The organism is Natronorubrum halophilum, from assembly GCF_003670115.1.
In the GTDB taxonomy this organism is placed as follows: domain Archaea; phylum Halobacteriota; class Halobacteria; order Halobacteriales; family Natrialbaceae; genus Natronorubrum; species Natronorubrum halophilum.
Genome location: NZ_QQTY01000004.1, coordinates 27,598 through 42,323 on the forward strand (window position 1 = coordinate 27,598; position 14,726 = coordinate 42,323).

At 63.5% G+C, this 14,726-nt stretch carries 16 protein-coding genes and 2 tRNA genes; 7 read left to right on the plus strand and 11 right to left on the minus strand.

From position 1 onward, the window contains the following. Positions 1 to 39: 39 nt before the first annotated feature. Positions 40 to 897 (minus strand): aldo/keto reductase, encoded by an 858-nt coding sequence (locus DWB23_RS15580; protein WP_121743732.1) that lies wholly within the window; start codon positions 895 to 897, stop codon positions 40 to 42. 110 nt (positions 898 to 1,007) lie between these two features. On the opposite strand from DWB23_RS15580, the gene DWB23_RS15585 reads away from it, so the two are divergent. Both DWB23_RS15585 and DWB23_RS15590 read left to right on the plus strand, forming a co-directional pair. Beyond that, a complete protein-coding gene (locus DWB23_RS15585; protein WP_121744299.1) occupies positions 1,008 to 1,589 on the plus strand; it encodes a carboxymuconolactone decarboxylase family protein in 582 nt (193 codons plus the stop codon). 349 nt (positions 1,590 to 1,938) lie between these two features. After that, positions 1,939 to 2,478: an NUDIX hydrolase gene (locus tag DWB23_RS15590; protein WP_121743733.1), complete on the plus strand. Its 540-nt coding sequence runs from the start codon at positions 1,939 to 1,941 to the stop codon at positions 2,476 to 2,478. 54 nt (positions 2,479 to 2,532) lie between these two features. Here DWB23_RS15590 and DWB23_RS15595 read toward each other — a convergent pair whose 3' ends face one another. Together DWB23_RS15595 and DWB23_RS15600 are read right to left on the minus strand one after the other, a co-directional pair. Continuing rightward, positions 2,533 to 3,324 (minus strand): cupredoxin domain-containing protein, encoded by a 792-nt coding sequence (locus DWB23_RS15595; RefSeq protein ID WP_238717479.1) that lies wholly within the window; start codon positions 3,322 to 3,324, stop codon positions 2,533 to 2,535. 334 nt (positions 3,325 to 3,658) lie between these two features. Then, positions 3,659 to 3,732 (minus strand) — tRNA-Phe (locus tag DWB23_RS15600). A gap of 223 nt (positions 3,733 to 3,955) precedes the next feature. Between DWB23_RS15600 and DWB23_RS15605 the strand changes: the two genes are divergently transcribed. After that, positions 3,956 to 4,402, plus strand: a complete 447-nt coding sequence (locus tag DWB23_RS15605) for a DUF7344 domain-containing protein (RefSeq protein ID WP_121743734.1) — start codon at positions 3,956 to 3,958, stop codon at positions 4,400 to 4,402. Positions 4,403 to 4,873: 471 nt separating this feature from the next. Here DWB23_RS15605 and DWB23_RS15610 read toward each other — a convergent pair. After that, positions 4,874 to 4,947 (minus strand) — tRNA-Val (locus DWB23_RS15610). Positions 4,948 to 5,008: 61 nt separating this feature from the next. Between DWB23_RS15610 and DWB23_RS15615 the strand changes: the two genes are divergently transcribed. Further along, positions 5,009 to 5,503: a DUF192 domain-containing protein gene (locus DWB23_RS15615; RefSeq protein ID WP_121743735.1), complete on the plus strand. Its 495-nt coding sequence runs from the start codon at positions 5,009 to 5,011 to the stop codon at positions 5,501 to 5,503. 77 nt (positions 5,504 to 5,580) lie between these two features. Next, on the plus strand, positions 5,581 to 7,590 hold the full coding sequence (locus DWB23_RS15620; RefSeq protein ID WP_121743736.1) for an ABC transporter ATP-binding protein: 2,010 nt from the start codon (positions 5,581 to 5,583) through the stop codon (positions 7,588 to 7,590). A 73-nt stretch (positions 7,591 to 7,663) separates the two neighbouring features. On the opposite strand, the gene DWB23_RS15625 is transcribed toward DWB23_RS15620, so the two are convergent. The 5 genes from DWB23_RS15625 to DWB23_RS15645 form a co-directional block, all read right to left on the minus strand. Then, entirely contained in the window at positions 7,664 to 8,515 is an 852-nt protein-coding gene (locus tag DWB23_RS15625; RefSeq protein ID WP_121743737.1) for an ABC transporter permease subunit, read from the minus strand. Beyond that, positions 8,512 to 9,483, minus strand: a complete 972-nt coding sequence (locus DWB23_RS15630) for an ABC transporter ATP-binding protein (RefSeq protein ID WP_121743738.1) — start codon at positions 9,481 to 9,483, stop codon at positions 8,512 to 8,514. Before DWB23_RS15630 ends, DWB23_RS15625 begins: the two co-directional genes overlap by 4 nt. Positions 9,484 to 9,598: 115 nt before the next feature. Further along, entirely contained in the window at positions 9,599 to 10,228 is a 630-nt protein-coding gene (locus DWB23_RS15635; RefSeq protein ID WP_121743739.1) for a TetR/AcrR family transcriptional regulator, read from the minus strand. Between the two features lie 88 nt (positions 10,229 to 10,316). Then, the gene (locus DWB23_RS15640) at positions 10,317 to 10,661 is read right to left on the minus strand and encodes a DUF5789 family protein (protein ID WP_121743740.1); all 345 of its coding nucleotides are present in this window, start codon (positions 10,659 to 10,661) and stop codon (positions 10,317 to 10,319) included. 115 nt (positions 10,662 to 10,776) lie between these two features. Further along, complete coding sequence (locus DWB23_RS15645; protein ID WP_121743741.1) at positions 10,777 to 11,706, minus strand: phosphatase PAP2 family protein; 930 nt, start codon at positions 11,704 to 11,706, stop codon at positions 10,777 to 10,779. 120 nt (positions 11,707 to 11,826) lie between these two features. On the opposite strand from DWB23_RS15645, the gene DWB23_RS15650 reads away from it, so the two are divergent. Further along, positions 11,827 to 12,564 (plus strand): creatininase family protein, encoded by a 738-nt coding sequence (locus DWB23_RS15650; protein WP_121743742.1) that lies wholly within the window; start codon positions 11,827 to 11,829, stop codon positions 12,562 to 12,564. Between the two features lie 94 nt (positions 12,565 to 12,658). Here DWB23_RS15650 and DWB23_RS15655 read toward each other — a convergent pair whose 3' ends face one another. Continuing rightward, complete coding sequence (locus DWB23_RS15655) at positions 12,659 to 13,120, minus strand: DUF5790 family protein (protein ID WP_121743743.1); 462 nt, start codon at positions 13,118 to 13,120, stop codon at positions 12,659 to 12,661. A 192-nt stretch (positions 13,121 to 13,312) separates the two neighbouring features. Further along, positions 13,313 to 13,675 carry a dihydroneopterin aldolase family protein gene (locus tag DWB23_RS15660; RefSeq protein ID WP_121743744.1) on the minus strand — a complete coding sequence of 121 codons (363 nt, stop codon included), beginning with the start codon at positions 13,673 to 13,675 and terminating at the stop codon, positions 13,313 to 13,315. 218 nt (positions 13,676 to 13,893) lie between these two features. Between DWB23_RS15660 and azf the strand changes: the two genes are divergently transcribed. Continuing rightward, positions 13,894 to 14,637: an NAD-dependent glucose-6-phosphate dehydrogenase Azf gene (azf, locus tag DWB23_RS15665; protein WP_121743745.1), complete on the plus strand. Its 744-nt coding sequence runs from the start codon at positions 13,894 to 13,896 to the stop codon at positions 14,635 to 14,637. The last annotated feature ends 89 nt before the right edge of the window (positions 14,638 to 14,726 follow it).

Genomic DNA, 14,726 nt, shown 5'->3' on the forward strand with positions numbered 1-14,726 from the left:
GCGAATCACCGGCGTCGAAGAAACCCGATTCAGCGTGGGTTACTCCGCGATATCGGTCAGACGCTGTACCTCCTCGTCGTCCAGCGAGAGCCGCGAGGCGGCGACGTTCGACTCGAGATGGTCCGGATCCGACGTCCCCGGAATCGGGAGGATGACGTCCGAGCGCTCGAGCAGCCACGCCAGCCCGACCTGTCGTCGGGTCGCGTCGTGGGCATCAGCAATCTCGTCCAGTAGGTCCCCGTGTTTCTCGAGGTCGTCGCCGTCGATCGGTGCCCACGGGATGAACCCGATATCGTTCTCCGCACAGACCTCGAGGACGTCCGCGTTCGAGCGGTCTCCCACGTTGTACCGGTTCTGGACCGTCGCGACGTCGACGTGTTCCCGGGCCGTCTCGAGCTGTTCGACGGAGACGTTACTGACGCCGACCTGATCGACGAGGCCCTCGTCTTTGAGTTCGGCGAAGGTCTGCACGGAGTTCTCGAAGGGCGTGTCCGGATCGGGGCGATGGAACTGGTAGAGGTCGATCGTATCGGTTCGGAGCCGGTCGAGCGAGGCAAGCACCTGATTTCGGATGTAGTCCGGTTCGCCGTGGGCGAGCCACTCGCCCTCGCGGTTGCGCAGGAGGCCGGCCTTGGTCGCGACCAGCACGTCATCGGGGTCGCCGATCGTTTCTCCGATGAGCCGCTCGCTCACCCCCGGCCCGTAGGAATCAGCTGTATCCATGAAGTCGACGCCGCAGTCGACAGCGTGCTGGACGACTTCACGCGCGGTTTCTTCGTCCTCGGGCGGGCCGATGATCGCGTCGCCACAGAGCCGCATCGCTCCGAATCCCAGCCGATGGACGGTTTTATCGCCGAGTTCGAGCGTGTCGCTCTCGTTTTCGATCGTGTTGCTCACACGTCCAGTACGCCGGAATGCCAGATAATCGTTAGGTGTTCAGCCGCCAGGCCGTGTTCGGCGAGCAGCGGATCCACGGTAGCTATCACCGCCGGATGGGATGGGTGCACATGGCACGAATTTCGTACGTCGATCGCGGCGAGATGCCGGCCGACAAACGCGAACTGCTCGATACGCTCTCGAACGAGGACGGAGACGAAACGAACCGCAATCACTCGCTGTCGGGGGGCACCCTGAACGTCTATCGGGCGATTGGGCGAAACGTCGATCTCCTCGAGGGATTTCGCAGGTATGGATCACTGGTCTGGCAGGAGAGCGGCCTGTCGCCCCACGAGCGAGAACTCGTCATCCTCGCGACGGCGTATCACGCGGAAACGGCCTACGAGTGGCAACAGCACGTCCGCGTCGCCCTCGACGAGGGGATGGACCCGCAACGGATTCTCGCGATTTCGCGCGAGGAACTCGAGCGACTCGAACCCGCTCACGCGGCCCTCGTCGAATACGTCGAGCAATTCGTCGGGGGAGCCGTCGATGACGCAACCCACGAACGGCTGAGCCAGCACTATAGCGACGGCGTGATAGTCGGCGTTGGAATGCTCGCCGGGTGCTACCTCGGTCTCGCGCGAGTGCTCCAGGCGCTCGAGGTCGACCTCGAGCGCGAATTCGTCGGCTGGGACCTCGAGAATTGGTGAGGACGACGGATCGGGTCGCTCCGCCCGCGGGAGGGCTCGAGCCAAGCCACCACGCGCTCTGCTACTCCGTCCGATGTACGAACGTGGAGGTAGATTAGCGAGGGTTGGATGAGGATATGTTAACTGCCCATAACGCCGCGTTTGTCGCCTCAAACGGCGTATTTATGCGATCTACTCTACATCCTGACAGAATCGATACATTATTTTGAGAGGTTTGCGATAGGAGCGTATCGGCGTTCGTACCGCCGTCGATCGACGACTCAGTTCACGACACACGCACACAGAACCTACCGACAGGGGTACAACACGGAATCAGCCGCCGCCCAGAACGATCGCAGCTACCTGATCAATGACAAGCCACCACGCTGGAGACGCGTCTTCGCCGACCGCCATCGAACCGATCATCGACCACGAATCGCTGCGTGAACGCGACGACGTCCCGTTTCACGAGGAGACGGACGTGGTCGATGCGGAGATCGTCGAGCAAGTCGCTGCCCTCGCCGACCTCGCTGGTGTCGGCATCACGAACCGCGACGGCGAGGTTCTACTCCGACGGCTCACCGACACCTGCTCGTGGAAGATCCCCGTCGCCCCCGTCGGTCCGGAAGAGGATTTCGCCACAGCAATCGCGGCGCACATCTCGAAAACCATCGGACTCGCCGTTGCACTCGACGCGATCGAAGGCGTCTGGGATATCAGCGTCCGGACGGACAACGGGACACAAACGGCGTCGCGAGCCTTCGTCATCTTCAGCGCCTCCGCCGTGTCCGGTACCGACGACCTCGAGGCAGCGACTCCCGAAGGTGATGCCGTCGAGGCGGCTGACTGGTTCGACGAACTCCCAGATGGGGCGGACGAAATCCCCGGCACAGGTCTGTTCATCGACTGAAAGGGCACGGAGGCGACGGGAGCGAGTCACAGTGGGTGTGGGCGCTGTCTGTCGTCAATCGGTCGGTGATAGGGTGCTGTTTCCCGGATTTGAACCTACTGTGTCCTGGGTCACGGTCACCGTTCCAATCGACCTAGTGTCACCTCCCATTGATGAACCGTCGACGGTGATTCTGCCTGCCAGTTCGTGCTCACCCGGTTCCTCGAAGGTGTAACTGAACTCGTACTCCGGGCCGCTGGCATATTGACAGTCTGTACCACTGTCAACCGTTCCGTCGCGAGTTTCGATCGCTTCGCCGTCGACCAGAAGTGCGGCAGTAAATGACGTCTCAGCACCGAACGTTGCAATGCTGAATACCACCGTGACGTCCTCGCCGACTGACACTGTCTCAGGCTCGAACTCAGGTCGCCAAACATCGAGGGTTGGCGAATCCAGATAGTGAGAAACGGTGAGTTGTTCCGAAGCAAGAATCTCCCTATCTGGGCCACGAATCCGTACACGTTTGTCGCCTGGACCGGGAATCGTCCGTACGTGTTCTGGTCCCTCACCGCCTGGTCCCTCGCCGAAATCGACCGACCACCTACCATTGTTGGTCTCGAAGGTAACTTCCTCAATAATTTCCTCGTCAACGATTTCGAGGATTAGTTCCGCGTTGCAGTCCTCTGCTTGTCCCTCTATGCTCCCTGTTCTGATTGGACCGGCACCACACCCGTATTCCACGGATACGGACGCTCGGGTAATCTCAACAGTATCGCAAGCTTGAGATTGCGACGAGTTCGAGAGACAACCAGCCGAAAGCAGTAGAGCTGAGCCTGTAAACGTCGCGAGGAAAGCACGTTTTCTCATCAAAAAATTAATACGTGATGTTCTGCATAAGCTTTTTGCCGATACGGTTCAGGAGCGTCAGCGTACCACGGCGAGCGAAGTGAGTCGCGGTTTCACTCGACGCTCCCGTCGGTCGCGTCGAGGTGCTCTCACCTGGTTTTTGCGACCGAGAGATTCCCGTAGCGGGCGTAGTGAGCGAGAAAACCCGAAGGAGTAGAAGAGGTATGCCACCTCCCGGATTTGAACCGAAGGAAGACGGCCGCTCTCGCTCCGCTCGAGCGCTGCGACTTCCAGGGTTCAAAATCCGGAAGGCGTCGTTTCTACGTCTCCTCACTTCGTTCGTCGCCGCAGAATATGCCGCCTCCCGGATTTGAACCGGGGACAGCTCGATCTTCAGTCGAGTGCTCTCCCAGTCTGAGCTAAGGCGGCGCATCTCTACCTCCGTCCATCGTATAAAAAAGGATTTCGAATCGGAGCCGTCGTTCGACCGACCGCGTCGATCCTGCTAGTCTCCCGTTCGCTCCGCTGGTAGGCACACATATCACGCAGTAACGACAGAAATACGCACCCGTTTACCAACCCACGGCTCCGGTCTGTTGGATTTTTAGATATTCAAGACACCCTTTTCCGCTCTGGCGGGTAATATCGTGTTATGGAAGCACTTACCTCGAGTCAGGGGGCACAAGAACTCTCTGCAGATACCATCCTCGAGTTGCTGGCGAACCGTCGCCGGCGCTACCTCCTCTACGCGCTTCGCGGGCAGGACGGCCCAATCGAACTCTCCACGCTGTCCGAGCAGGTCGCCGGCTGGGAACACGACGTCCCGCCGGACGAGGTCGCCAAAAACGAGTACAAGAGCGTGTACGTCTCCTCGGTGCAGTGTCACGTCCCGAAACTGGCCGATGCGGGCGTCGTCGACCACAACGAGGATAACCACACCGTCATCCTCTCGTCGAACTTCACGCAACTCGAGCCCTATCTCCGAATCGTTGTCAAAGACGAACCGGAGAATTCGACGTTGCACGCCGCCCTCCAGACGGAATCCGGCGACGGTTTGCTCGGACAGATTCGGGAGAACGTCGCACGACTCAAGCACTGACTACTCGTTTTCGAACGGTGCGGACGGGGATAGTGGCGGCTTAGCGAGAACGGGTTGGCTCGAAGGACCCCGCATTTTTCGGCCGGAGAATGCAACAATTGTGACCGCCAGCGATGACGCCGTTCCCGGAGCGAGTTCCGGTGTCTCACGGACGATGGTGACGGTGTAGCATCGAATTACCCGCGCGAAACGTCGGTTGGGGGACGCGTCGCGATTCGTGCACGGAACCGACCGGCGGGAGCGATCCATCTCGGAGTGAGCTGGGTTCTGATCGTGCTCGGCGTTCATCTCGAGAGGGGTGGCGCGTAGTCGGTCTCGTCGTGTGGCTCGCGGAATCGTTCGACAGAAATGGGCTCGGGCGGGTTCGAACTACGCCGAGACGTGCTCACTTCGTTGCGCGCGTCTCGTCTACTTCGAACCGCCACTCGCGCTACGATTCACTCCTCACGTCCGTTCGTCGCAGAATCGAAGTGGGCTCGGGCGGGTTCGAACCACCGACCTCGGCCTTGTAAAGGCCGCGTCATAACCAGCTAGACCACGAGCCCGTACTCGAACCCTGTGCCCCCGTCCGAATAACCTTTACTTTCTCCCGTCGGAACATCCGCCATGGTTCTCGAGCGCGTCTGGAAGGCGCTGCTGGCCATCGTCGTTGTCGCCGTCATCGGCTTGCTCGTCCTCCAGATCGGGCTCGTTTCCCCGCCGTGGGCCGAGGACCAGGCCGAGGTCCGCGTTCTCGACGGCGACACCGGCGACGAACTCGCGGCCGTCGACGCCAAGGTCGCGGACACCCCAGCCGAGCGCTACACCGGGCTGAGCGATCACGACTCGCTCGAAGACGGCGACGGAATGCTGTTCGTCCACTCGAGCGAGGACGAGCGAACCTACGTCATGCGGGACATGGAGTTCGACATCGACATCGTCTTCATCGACGCCGGTGGCGAGATCACGGCGATCGAAGGCGCGAGAGCTCCCGAAGCGGGCGAGAACGGAAACGGCCTCGAGTACGAGGGCCGCGCTCGATGGGTGCTCGAGGTCCCGCGGGGGTACGCGAACGAGACGGGAATGGACGTCGGTGACGAGGTCGAGATCGAGTACGAATGAGTCACTGAACGACCGGGAGAGACACTGTTTCGATTCGTAGCAAACCCTTATTGGCAACGACCCCCGAGACGAACGTAATGCAGGACGTCGACTGGGACGAAGACGACCCGTTCGAGGATCAGCGGGAGCAAGTCGAGAGCCCGATGCGCCGGCTGTTGTTCGAGTACGGCCGTCCGTACTGGTTCACCGTTACCGTCGGGCTCATCTCGAGCGTGCTCGCACGGGCGCTGGATCTGCTGCCCGCCCTCCTCCTCGCAGTTGCGATCGACGCCATCTTCGGCGAGGCGGTCTTTGCAGAACAGGTCCCGCTGGTGGTCCTCCCCGAAGCGTGGCTGCCGGCGACCCAGGAAGGCCAGTTCTGGTTCGTCGCGATCGCCATCGCGTCGTCGTTCGTCCTCGGGGCGCTCTTTCACTGGCTACGAAACTGGGGCTTCAACGCCTTCTCGCAGGAGATCCAACACGACGTCCGGACCGCGACGTACGACAAGATGCAGCGCCTGGACATGGAGTTTTTCGCCTCGAAGCAGACCGGCGAGATGATGTCGGTCCTCTCGAACGACGTCAACCAGCTCGAGCGGTTTCTCAACGAGGGGATGAACTCGGCGACTCGGCTGATCGTGATGGTCGTCGGTATCGGCTTCCTGCTGTTCTGGCTCAACCCGCAACTGGCACTAATCTCGCTGGCACCCGTGCCGTTGATCGGGGTCTTCACCTACATCTTCGTCAAGAAGATCCAGCCCAAATACGCCGCCGTCCGCTCCTCGGTCGGGAAGGTGAACTCGCGACTCGAGAACAACCTCGGCGGGATCGGGGTCATCAAGTCCTCGAACACCGAGGGGTACGAGTCGGAGCGAGTCGACGACGTCTCCCGGAACTACTACGACACGAACTGGGAGGCGATCTGGTTGCGCATTCGCTTTTTCCCCGGCCTGCAGTTGATTTCGGGGATCGGTTTCGTCCTGACGTTCGCCGTCGGTGGCTACTGGGTCTTCACGGGAACCGCCCCCGGACCGTTTACGGGCACCCTCCAGACCGGGACCTTCGTCGCGTTCATCCTCTTCACCCAGCAACTCGTCTGGCCGATGGCGCAGTTCGGCCAGGTCATCAACATGTACCAGCGCGCAGAAGCCTCGAGCGAGCGCATCTTCGGCCTGATGGACGAGACGGGCCGGATCGAACGCGACGAAGGAGCGGACGACCTCGAAGTGTCGGACGGACGCGTCGAGTACGAGCACGTGAGCTTCGCCTACGAAGACGACTACGCCGACGCGGATCGCGAGGAATCGTCCGCACAAGAGCGCACGCGGTTCCGCGACGTGAGCGACGACGAAAGGATCATCGACGACATCTCGTTCGAGGTCGATGGCGGCGAGACGCTCGCACTCGTCGGCCCGACGGGAGCCGGGAAGTCGACCGTCCTGAAACTGCTGCTTCGACTCTACGACGTCAACGAGGGGGCGATCCGAGTCGACGGACAGGACATCCGCGAGGTCTCGCTGCCGAGCCTTCGCCAGTCGATGGGCTACGTCGGCCAGGAGTCGTTCCTCTTCTACGGTACCGTCGAGGAGAACATCACCTACGGCTCCTTCGACGCGGACAGGGAGGAGATCGTCGCGGCGGCCAAAGCGGCGGAGGCCCACGAGTTCATCCAGAACCTGCCCGCGGGCTACGACACGATGGTCGGCGAGCGCGGCGTCAAACTCTCGGGCGGCCAGCGCCAGCGCGTCGCCATCGCCCGCGCCGTGCTCAAGGATCCGGATATCCTGGTGCTCGACGAAGCCACCAGCGACGTCGACACCGAGACCGAGATGCTCATCCAGCGCTCGATCGACGACCTGACCGAGGATCGGACAACCTTCGCCATCGCCCACCGCCTCTCGACGATCAAGGACGCCGACCAGATCCTCGTGCTCGAGGGCGGCGAAATCGTCGAACGCGGCACCCACGACCAGCTACTGGAAAACGGCGGCCTGTACTCGCACCTCTGGGGCGTCCAGGCCGGCGAAATCGAGGAATTGCCACAGGAGTTCATCGAACGCGCCCAACGCCGGACCGCACGCACGGAAGCCGGCGATGACGACGACTGAGCGATCAAACCGGCGAAATAACGGACGCGCCGGCGGAAACGCCCTCTTCTCGAGATCGGAACCCGCTCGAAAATCAGCTGAGTATGGTCCGATTGAACCGATAGTAACCGATCGCGAGCGGAACCAGGATCCAGGCAGCGACGAACGCCCAGGCGAACCAGGGCTCGAGGAAGAACGGAACGTCTCCGGCGAGTCGATCCGCCGGCGAGACGGTCTCGGAACCGGGGATCTCGACGATCGTGCCGGAGATCGCGGCGAGCGGTTCCCAGATACCCAAGCGTTCGACGAAAAGGTACCAGACGGGGAGATCGGTACCGCCGGGCAGTTCGCGCTCGAGAAGCCAGTAGATCGCCATCGGGACGACCCACCAGAGCCAGTCGGAGATGATGTAGACGCCGAGCACGCCGGCGACCGCCTTCGCGCGCGTGTCGACGCTCGCGGAGACGCCGACGGCGAGGGAGACGTACACCAGACCCACGAGGAGCGAGAACGCGAGGAGACCGGCGTAGGTCGCGATGTCGAAGCCGTCGTAGAGGATCGCGATCACGACGCCACCGACGGCGAAGCCGATCACCGTCGGGACGGCGACGACGGCTGCCCGACCGAGCACCTTCCCGACGACGACGTCGAGGCGGGTGTTCGGCAGGCCGAGCAGAAAGCGAATGCTCCCGGACTCGCGTTCCCCGACGATAGACTGATAGCCGACGACGAGGGCGATGATCGAGGCCATCGTCACGACCACCGAGAACAGGAAGCTTATCGCCTCGTCGAACCCGGGGGCAGGCCCCTGTCCGGGGGTGTGAATGAGGTGGGGGATCGACGAGATGCCGGCGACGAGCAGGATCATCAGCGCGGTCAGTATCCAGAGCGTCATCGCTCGACTCGCGTCTTCGAAGTCCTTCCGGGCGATCCGGGCCCAGGTCATGCGTCGACCTCCTCGATGAGGTCGTCGGTCTGAGGCGGTTGGTGACCGCTGGGGCGTGCGCCCTCACCGGTCGTAAACGCCGCGAACAGATCGTCGAGCGAGTGGTCCTCGGCGGTGATATCGGCGACCACGCCGCCCGCGTCTTCGACCGCGTTGATAACTACGGCCTTCGATCGCGGGTTCGCAACCGTCGTTACGATATCCGCCCCGTCGACACGGACATCGTGTACGCCGTCGATCGCTTCGAGCGTGCGCGCGATTCCGTCGGGGACGGCGTCGACGGTCAGCGTGAGACGGGATTCGGCGTCGAACTGGTCTTTGAGCGCGTCGATGGAATCCTCGGCGACGAGTCGGCCGCCGTTCATGATTCCGATGCGGTCGCAGATCGCTTCGACCTGTTCCATGATGTGACTCGAGAAGAAGACCGTCGCGCCCCGGTCGAGTTCCTCCTGAATGATCGCACGCATCTCTCGAGCGCCGTTGGGATCGATCCCGGAGGAGGGCTCGTCGAGAATGAGCAGGTCAGGCTCGCCGACGAGGGCCATCGCGAGCGCGACGCGCTGTTTCATGCCCGTCGAGAAGCCGCCGGCCTTTCTGTCGGCGGCCTCGGCCAGTCCCACGCGCGCCAGGAGGTCGTCGGGGTCGTCGGTTGCGCCTTTCGTATCGATGGCGAACTGGACGTGCTTTCGAGCGGTGAGGCGCTCGTACATGCCGAAGTCTTCCGGAAGGACCCCGATCGATTGTCGGATCGCGAGCGACTCGTCTTCGATGTCGTAGCCGAGTACCGTTCCCGACCCCGACGACGGCGGCGTGAATCCGAGGAGCATATTGATCGTCGTCGACTTGCCGGCACCGTTCGGACCGAGAAAGCCGTAGGCCTCGCCGGCTTCGACGTGGAGGTCGAGCGACTCGACGGCCGTGACGTCTCCGAATCGCCGAGCGAGTGCACTCGTTTGTATCGCAGTCATTAGTTCACCTATACTTTCCCAAACGGGAAATATCATAACTGTTCCGATCCGTTCGGCGGGTAGATCGACGGGAACAGAAGTGTATGCCGCACTCAACGACCGAGCGCTCGAGGGCTCAGTTCGCCGTCGAAGGATCGGACGGGTTCAACTCGGCGATCACGAGCCGATCAATCATCTCTCGTGTCTCGAGGAGCGCGTCGTCGTTGCCGAGAAAGATTTTCTTGCATTGCGCTCCGGTGATGAGGTCGTCGATCACCTTCGCGAGGCGGACGGTATCGACGTCGTCGAAGACGCCCTGATCGATACCCTCCTGCATGATGGCGCTGAAGTGATCGACTGAGCGGTCGGTGAGTCGGTTGATTAGCTCTTGATGATCCGGATTGTGGTGAGACTGGGCCATGATTTCGTACAGCGCCGTCGCGAACGTCCAGTAATCGAACTCGTCCACCCCCGTTCCCAGGAGGATCCGATCGATTTCGCTCGTCAGTTTCGTCAGCGGATCGTCGTCGACCGAGCTGTCTAACTCCTCGGAGTGGTGGTCGACGAGGACCGAGAGCGTCTCGGTCACCAGCTCGTCCTTGCCGTCGAAGTAGTGGTGGATGAGCTGGCGACTCTTCGGAAATTCGGCGTCGATATCCCGGACCCGCAGATTGACGTACCCCTTCTTGGAGAGTGCGATGAGCGTCGCGTCGATGAGTTCCTCGTACGTGTCAGCCGGTATTGATGGAGAGTTTGTCGCAGTCATATCGGTCGGTCGTCGCCTACGTCTAGTGGCTCAGACAACTTGAACTGTTCTTCCCTGCCACTCGTTACGGCGTCCGCGCCGTTCGCCTTCAGAAGGACTCCTGTTCGCGCTGGTCGTCTTGCTCCGGCGCACCCTCGTCCTGTCGATCCTCGCCCGCCGCGGGCGGCGTGCGGTCGCTGTAGTTCTTCCGCCCGATCGCTTCGTCGCCGACCATGTTCATGATCGCCTGTTCGACCTCGCCGTAGTCTCTGTACTCGTCCTCGTTCAACGGCGCGATGAGTTCCTCGAGCGTCGCCGTTTCGTCCTCCATCTCGATCTCCTCGTCCCCGTACGTCTCGAGCAGTTCGTCCTCGCTGAGCGGGTAGTCGGCCGACTCGAGCTGGTCGCCGAGGTCGCCGAGTTCGACGCCGAGTTGGCGATTGTCGTCTGCCATACTCGTGTGTTGGCGAGGCGTCGGAAACCGGTTGGCCCTGCGTTCGCCACCGAATCGGCCGTCTCGACGCGCTGGTCGCACCGTGAGTCGTGCGATGTGAGCGGTCCCATCGGGCTCACGTCGACCACCGCGGAACCACCAGCGCTGGTGCGATCGCGAGCGCACCGAGGGCCGCAGCCGGGACGACCGTCATCGGCCCGCCCTCGAGGACGACGAGACCGGCGAGCAGCGCGAGTGCAGTCGTTGCCGTTTCGGCGTGATACGTCGTTCGCGGCGTCGGCGGCGATCGAGGTCGCGGCCGACCGATCGACCACGCGGCGAGCCCCCCGGCGGCGAGCGCGGCGTACGTCACCGAGCGACCCCCGGAACCGCTGACGGCCATCGCGACGAGCGCGAGGCCGAGCGCCGACGCGAACGCCGTGCTCGTCCGATCGAACGGGGAGCGCTCGAGGAGCCACAAGATCGCCGCGAGGTAGCCGACGCCGACGGCGATTCCGGCGACGATATCAGCCGGGTAGTGGACGGCGAGCACCACTCGAGAGAGGCTGATCGCGCCCACGAGAACGGCCGCGACTGCGAGCCGAACCCGTCGCGTACCGGTCCGTATCGTCAGCGCCAACAGTCCGTAGGCGACGGTTGCCCCGATGGCGTGCCCGCTCGGGAGGCCGTAGCCACCCACCGTCACCGTCGAAACGTACGTCGACTCGAGGGCGGTCGGCAGCACCGCAGGGGTCGCTGCGACGAGTTCCGGCCGCGGGAGCGCGAAGAGGTATTTCAGCGCGGTCATCGCGGCCAGTCCGCCAACGACGACGCCGACGAGCCAGCACGCGGAGCCGTGAGTCGGTGCGTCGCGGGACGAGTCCGCGTGTTCCTGCCGATGGGAGTCGGCGTTGGCTCGGCCCCACGTCAGCACCCACGAGGCCGCGATCGCGACCGAAATGACGATCCAGACGTCGCCGAGACGCGTCACCAGCGCTGCCAGAAGGAGCACCCACTCCGGAACGGAGTCGTGGACGGCCTCGAGTACGTCGCCACCGCGAAACATGCTGTTCGGTTCGAGACACGACACGGTAACGGTCGGAGCGGCAGTTGCAAGGTCACTATCCCGCGGCGATTCGCCACGGCCACCGGGAGTTTCATATCCGCCCCGCGGGAGTACTCCCGCATGGACCTACGCGACGCGACGTGGACGGACGTTCGGGACCTCGAGACGGATCTCGCCGTCGTTCCCGTCGGCAGCACGGAACAACACGGCCCCCACGCCCCGCTCGGCACGGACGTCGTGACGGCGGAAGCGGTCGCCGACGCTGGTCTCGAGCGATTCGACCACGAGGCCGTTCGCGCACCGGCGATCCCGGTCGGTGTCGCCGAGGAACACCGACAGTTCCCCGGCACGATGTGGGTTTCCGAGGAAACGTTCCGAAACTACGTCCGCGAGGTCGTCGAGAGCCTCGCCTCCCACGGCTTCGATCGCGTCATCATCGTCAACGGCCACGGCGGCAACGTCGACGCCGTACGAGAGGTCGGCGGCACCGTCACCCGCGACGGCGAGGCCTACGCCGTTCCCTTCACGTGGTTCGAGGCCGTCGGCGAGCACGCCGCCGAGATGGGCCACGGCGGCCCGCTCGAGACCGCCCTCCTGCGCCACTGCGAGCCGGAACTGGTTCGCGACGATCGGATCGAGGAGGCGAGCGCCGGCGGTGCCGATAGCTGGGGCGAGTGGGTCAGCCACACCAATCTGGCCTACGACGCGGCGGAGTTTACGGAAAACGGCGTCGTCGGCGATCCCCGGGACGGGGACGAACAGCGGGGCGAAGAACTACTGGAGTTGGCGGGCGACGCGCTGGCCCGACTGCTCGAGGCCGTCGCCGAGCGTGACGTTTCGCGGCCCGAGCGTCGATAGCGCTGGACGCGTCGGACGAACTCGGCGGCATCGGTGGGTCGCGTGGCGGGAGGCTACGCGTGCGACGGGAGCGGTGAACGACGGCTGGCTCGGCTTACTCCTCGTCCTCCTCCTCTTTGTCGACGTCGTCCGCCTCTGCCTCGTCCGCATCGTCGTCTTCGGCAGGCCCGGCGTCCTGTAGCGTCCCGCGAAGCGCCGGAATCGTCGAGGTGAGTTCGCCGACCTGTTCGCCCGCATCGGCGATGCCCTCGATCGCCTCCTCGAGGTCGGCGATCTCCTCCTCGAGATCGTCGGCGTCTTCGAAGGCGTCGGCCCGCTGGCCCATCGTGAACCACTTCTTGGCGTCGCGGAGGTGGTCTTCGGCGTCGCCGGCGTCCAGCGCGGACTTGAGGCCGTTGAGCACGCCCAGTACGTTGTCGGCGTCGGTCTCCCAGACGTCGTCGGAGCTCGGAAGCCCCTCCCACGCGCTCTCGAGCGACGATTCAACGTCCTCGCGCATCTCGTTGGCGGCTTCGCCGAACAGTTCCTCGTCGTCACCGAGTGTCGCTTGACTCATGTCTTTGCCTTCACGGGGACCGAGGTTAAAAGGTCGCCCGAAAGTGAAAGTGAAAACGAACTCGAGCGGGGCGATACTGCCGCATCGACGGATAGATTTCGAAAAGAAGGACGCTGGCCGTCTCCGTTTCGACGAGTCGCCGAAGGGGCGTTACACGACAGTCTACCGACAGGATTGCGCTCGCCGGCGTCGTTATCGACCGTGAATCGACTCGATGCGCATCAGCGGATAACCGTCTTCCATCTCCATACGCGTGCGGACTTCACAGCCCTCGTAGTCGACGACGATCTCGACTTCGAGAAACCGGCCCGTCAGTTCGGTGTAGTCGGCGGTGGACGCCGCGAGCGCGGCCTCGAGTTCATCGATCCGGACGTCGACGGTCACGTCGGTACAGTGGGGCTGGTTCTCGATGGCTTCCTCCATCGCCGTCGCGAGGCTCGAGGCGCTGTCCGGCGAGATCGGCGTGCCGGCGAACTGGTGGTAGAGCGTGCCGAACTTGATGCCCGCCTCGAAGCAGGCGGCCTCGGCGTCGGTCGGCGTCTCGTCTGTCGACATACGCGAGTGCTCGAGCGCGGTCGGGAAGGGGATTGCGGTGCCCGCTCGTCCAGCGGAAGACGCGACGTGCGTCTATCACTCGCCTCGTTCGCGACGGCCTCGAACGGCGTCAGGCCGCGACTCAGCCCGCACCGCCGCGGACTGGGCGCGCGGCACCGCCGATCGCGACGACGCGGAACCGCATGGTACTTATCGCCGCTTTCCCTCACACCGAACGAATGGCACAGTCGGTCCTGCTGACGGGGGCTGCGGGGCGCGTCGGAGAGGCGATCCTCGACGGCCTCGCGGACGAACACGAGTGGCGATTGCTGGATCGCGATCCGCCGACGGACGAGCAGCCGGGCGAGTTCGTCGTCGCGGACATCACCGACGACGAGGCCGTCCGCGAGGCGATGGAGGGGATCGACGTCGTCCTCCATCTCGCGGGCGACCCCCGAAAAACCGCCCCGTGGGACAGCGTCCTGACGAACAACATCGACGGGACACAGACGGTCTTCGAGGCCGCCGTCGACGCCGGCGTCGAGAAGTTCGCCTTCGCCTCCTCGAACCACGCCGTCGGGGCCTTCGAGACCGACGAGCGAACGCCCGATCTGTACCGCACGCACGACGACTACCTGCTCGACGGGACGGAACTCCCCCGGCCGGGAAACCTCTACGGCGTCTCGAAAGTCGCCGGCGAAGCCCTCGGACGGTACTACCACGACGAGTACGGCATCTCGGTCGTCAACGTTCGCATCGGAAACCTCACCGAGGGCCACCCGCCGATCGACTACGAGCGCGGGCAAGCGATGTGGCTCTCCTATCGGGACTGCGCGCACCTGTTCGATCGCTGTATCCGGGCCGACTACGAGTACGAAATCGTCTACGGCATCTCCGACAACGACCGCAAGTACTACTCGCTCGAGCGCGCTCGGGAGGCGCTCGGCTACGAGCCGCGGGACAACTCCGCGGATCACAACTGAGGTCGGCCAAACCTGGCCATCGATCCCCGTTTCCGCCCTTCGATGTCCGTTTTTCGCACTCGAAACGACTCCCGACGAGCGTGAGTGCC

Excerpts from the sequence above, each read along its gene's own strand:
- DWB23_RS15605 (WP_121743734.1), top strand. The coding sequence starts at position 3,956 with ATGGAAGCACTTACCTCGAGTCAGGGGGCACAAGAACTCTCTGCAGAT.
- DWB23_RS15635 (WP_121743739.1), bottom strand. The coding sequence starts at position 10,228 with ATGACTGCGACAAACTCTCCATCAATACCGGCTGACACGTACGAGGAA.
- DWB23_RS15645 (WP_121743741.1), bottom strand. The coding sequence starts at position 11,706 with ATGTTTCGCGGTGGCGACGTACTCGAGGCCGTCCACGACTCCGTTCCG.
- DWB23_RS15630 (WP_121743738.1), bottom strand. The coding sequence starts at position 9,483 with ATGACTGCGATACAAACGAGTGCACTCGCTCGGCGATTCGGAGACGTC.
- DWB23_RS15590 (WP_121743733.1), top strand. The coding sequence starts at position 1,939 with ATGACAAGCCACCACGCTGGAGACGCGTCTTCGCCGACCGCCATCGAA.
- DWB23_RS15650 (WP_121743742.1), top strand. The coding sequence starts at position 11,827 with ATGGACCTACGCGACGCGACGTGGACGGACGTTCGGGACCTCGAGACG.
- DWB23_RS15625 (WP_121743737.1), bottom strand. The coding sequence starts at position 8,515 with ATGACCTGGGCCCGGATCGCCCGGAAGGACTTCGAAGACGCGAGTCGA.
- DWB23_RS15585 (WP_121744299.1), top strand. The coding sequence starts at position 1,008 with ATGGCACGAATTTCGTACGTCGATCGCGGCGAGATGCCGGCCGACAAA.
- DWB23_RS15615 (WP_121743735.1), top strand. The coding sequence starts at position 5,009 with ATGGTTCTCGAGCGCGTCTGGAAGGCGCTGCTGGCCATCGTCGTTGTC.
- DWB23_RS15620 (WP_121743736.1), top strand. The coding sequence starts at position 5,581 with ATGCAGGACGTCGACTGGGACGAAGACGACCCGTTCGAGGATCAGCGG.
- DWB23_RS15660 (WP_121743744.1), bottom strand. The coding sequence starts at position 13,675 with ATGTCGACAGACGAGACGCCGACCGACGCCGAGGCCGCCTGCTTCGAG.
- azf (WP_121743745.1), top strand. The coding sequence starts at position 13,894 with ATGGCACAGTCGGTCCTGCTGACGGGGGCTGCGGGGCGCGTCGGAGAG.
- DWB23_RS15655 (WP_121743743.1), bottom strand. The coding sequence starts at position 13,120 with ATGAGTCAAGCGACACTCGGTGACGACGAGGAACTGTTCGGCGAAGCC.
- DWB23_RS15595 (WP_238717479.1), bottom strand. The coding sequence starts at position 3,324 with ATGAGAAAACGTGCTTTCCTCGCGACGTTTACAGGCTCAGCTCTACTG.
- DWB23_RS15640 (WP_121743740.1), bottom strand. The coding sequence starts at position 10,661 with ATGGCAGACGACAATCGCCAACTCGGCGTCGAACTCGGCGACCTCGGC.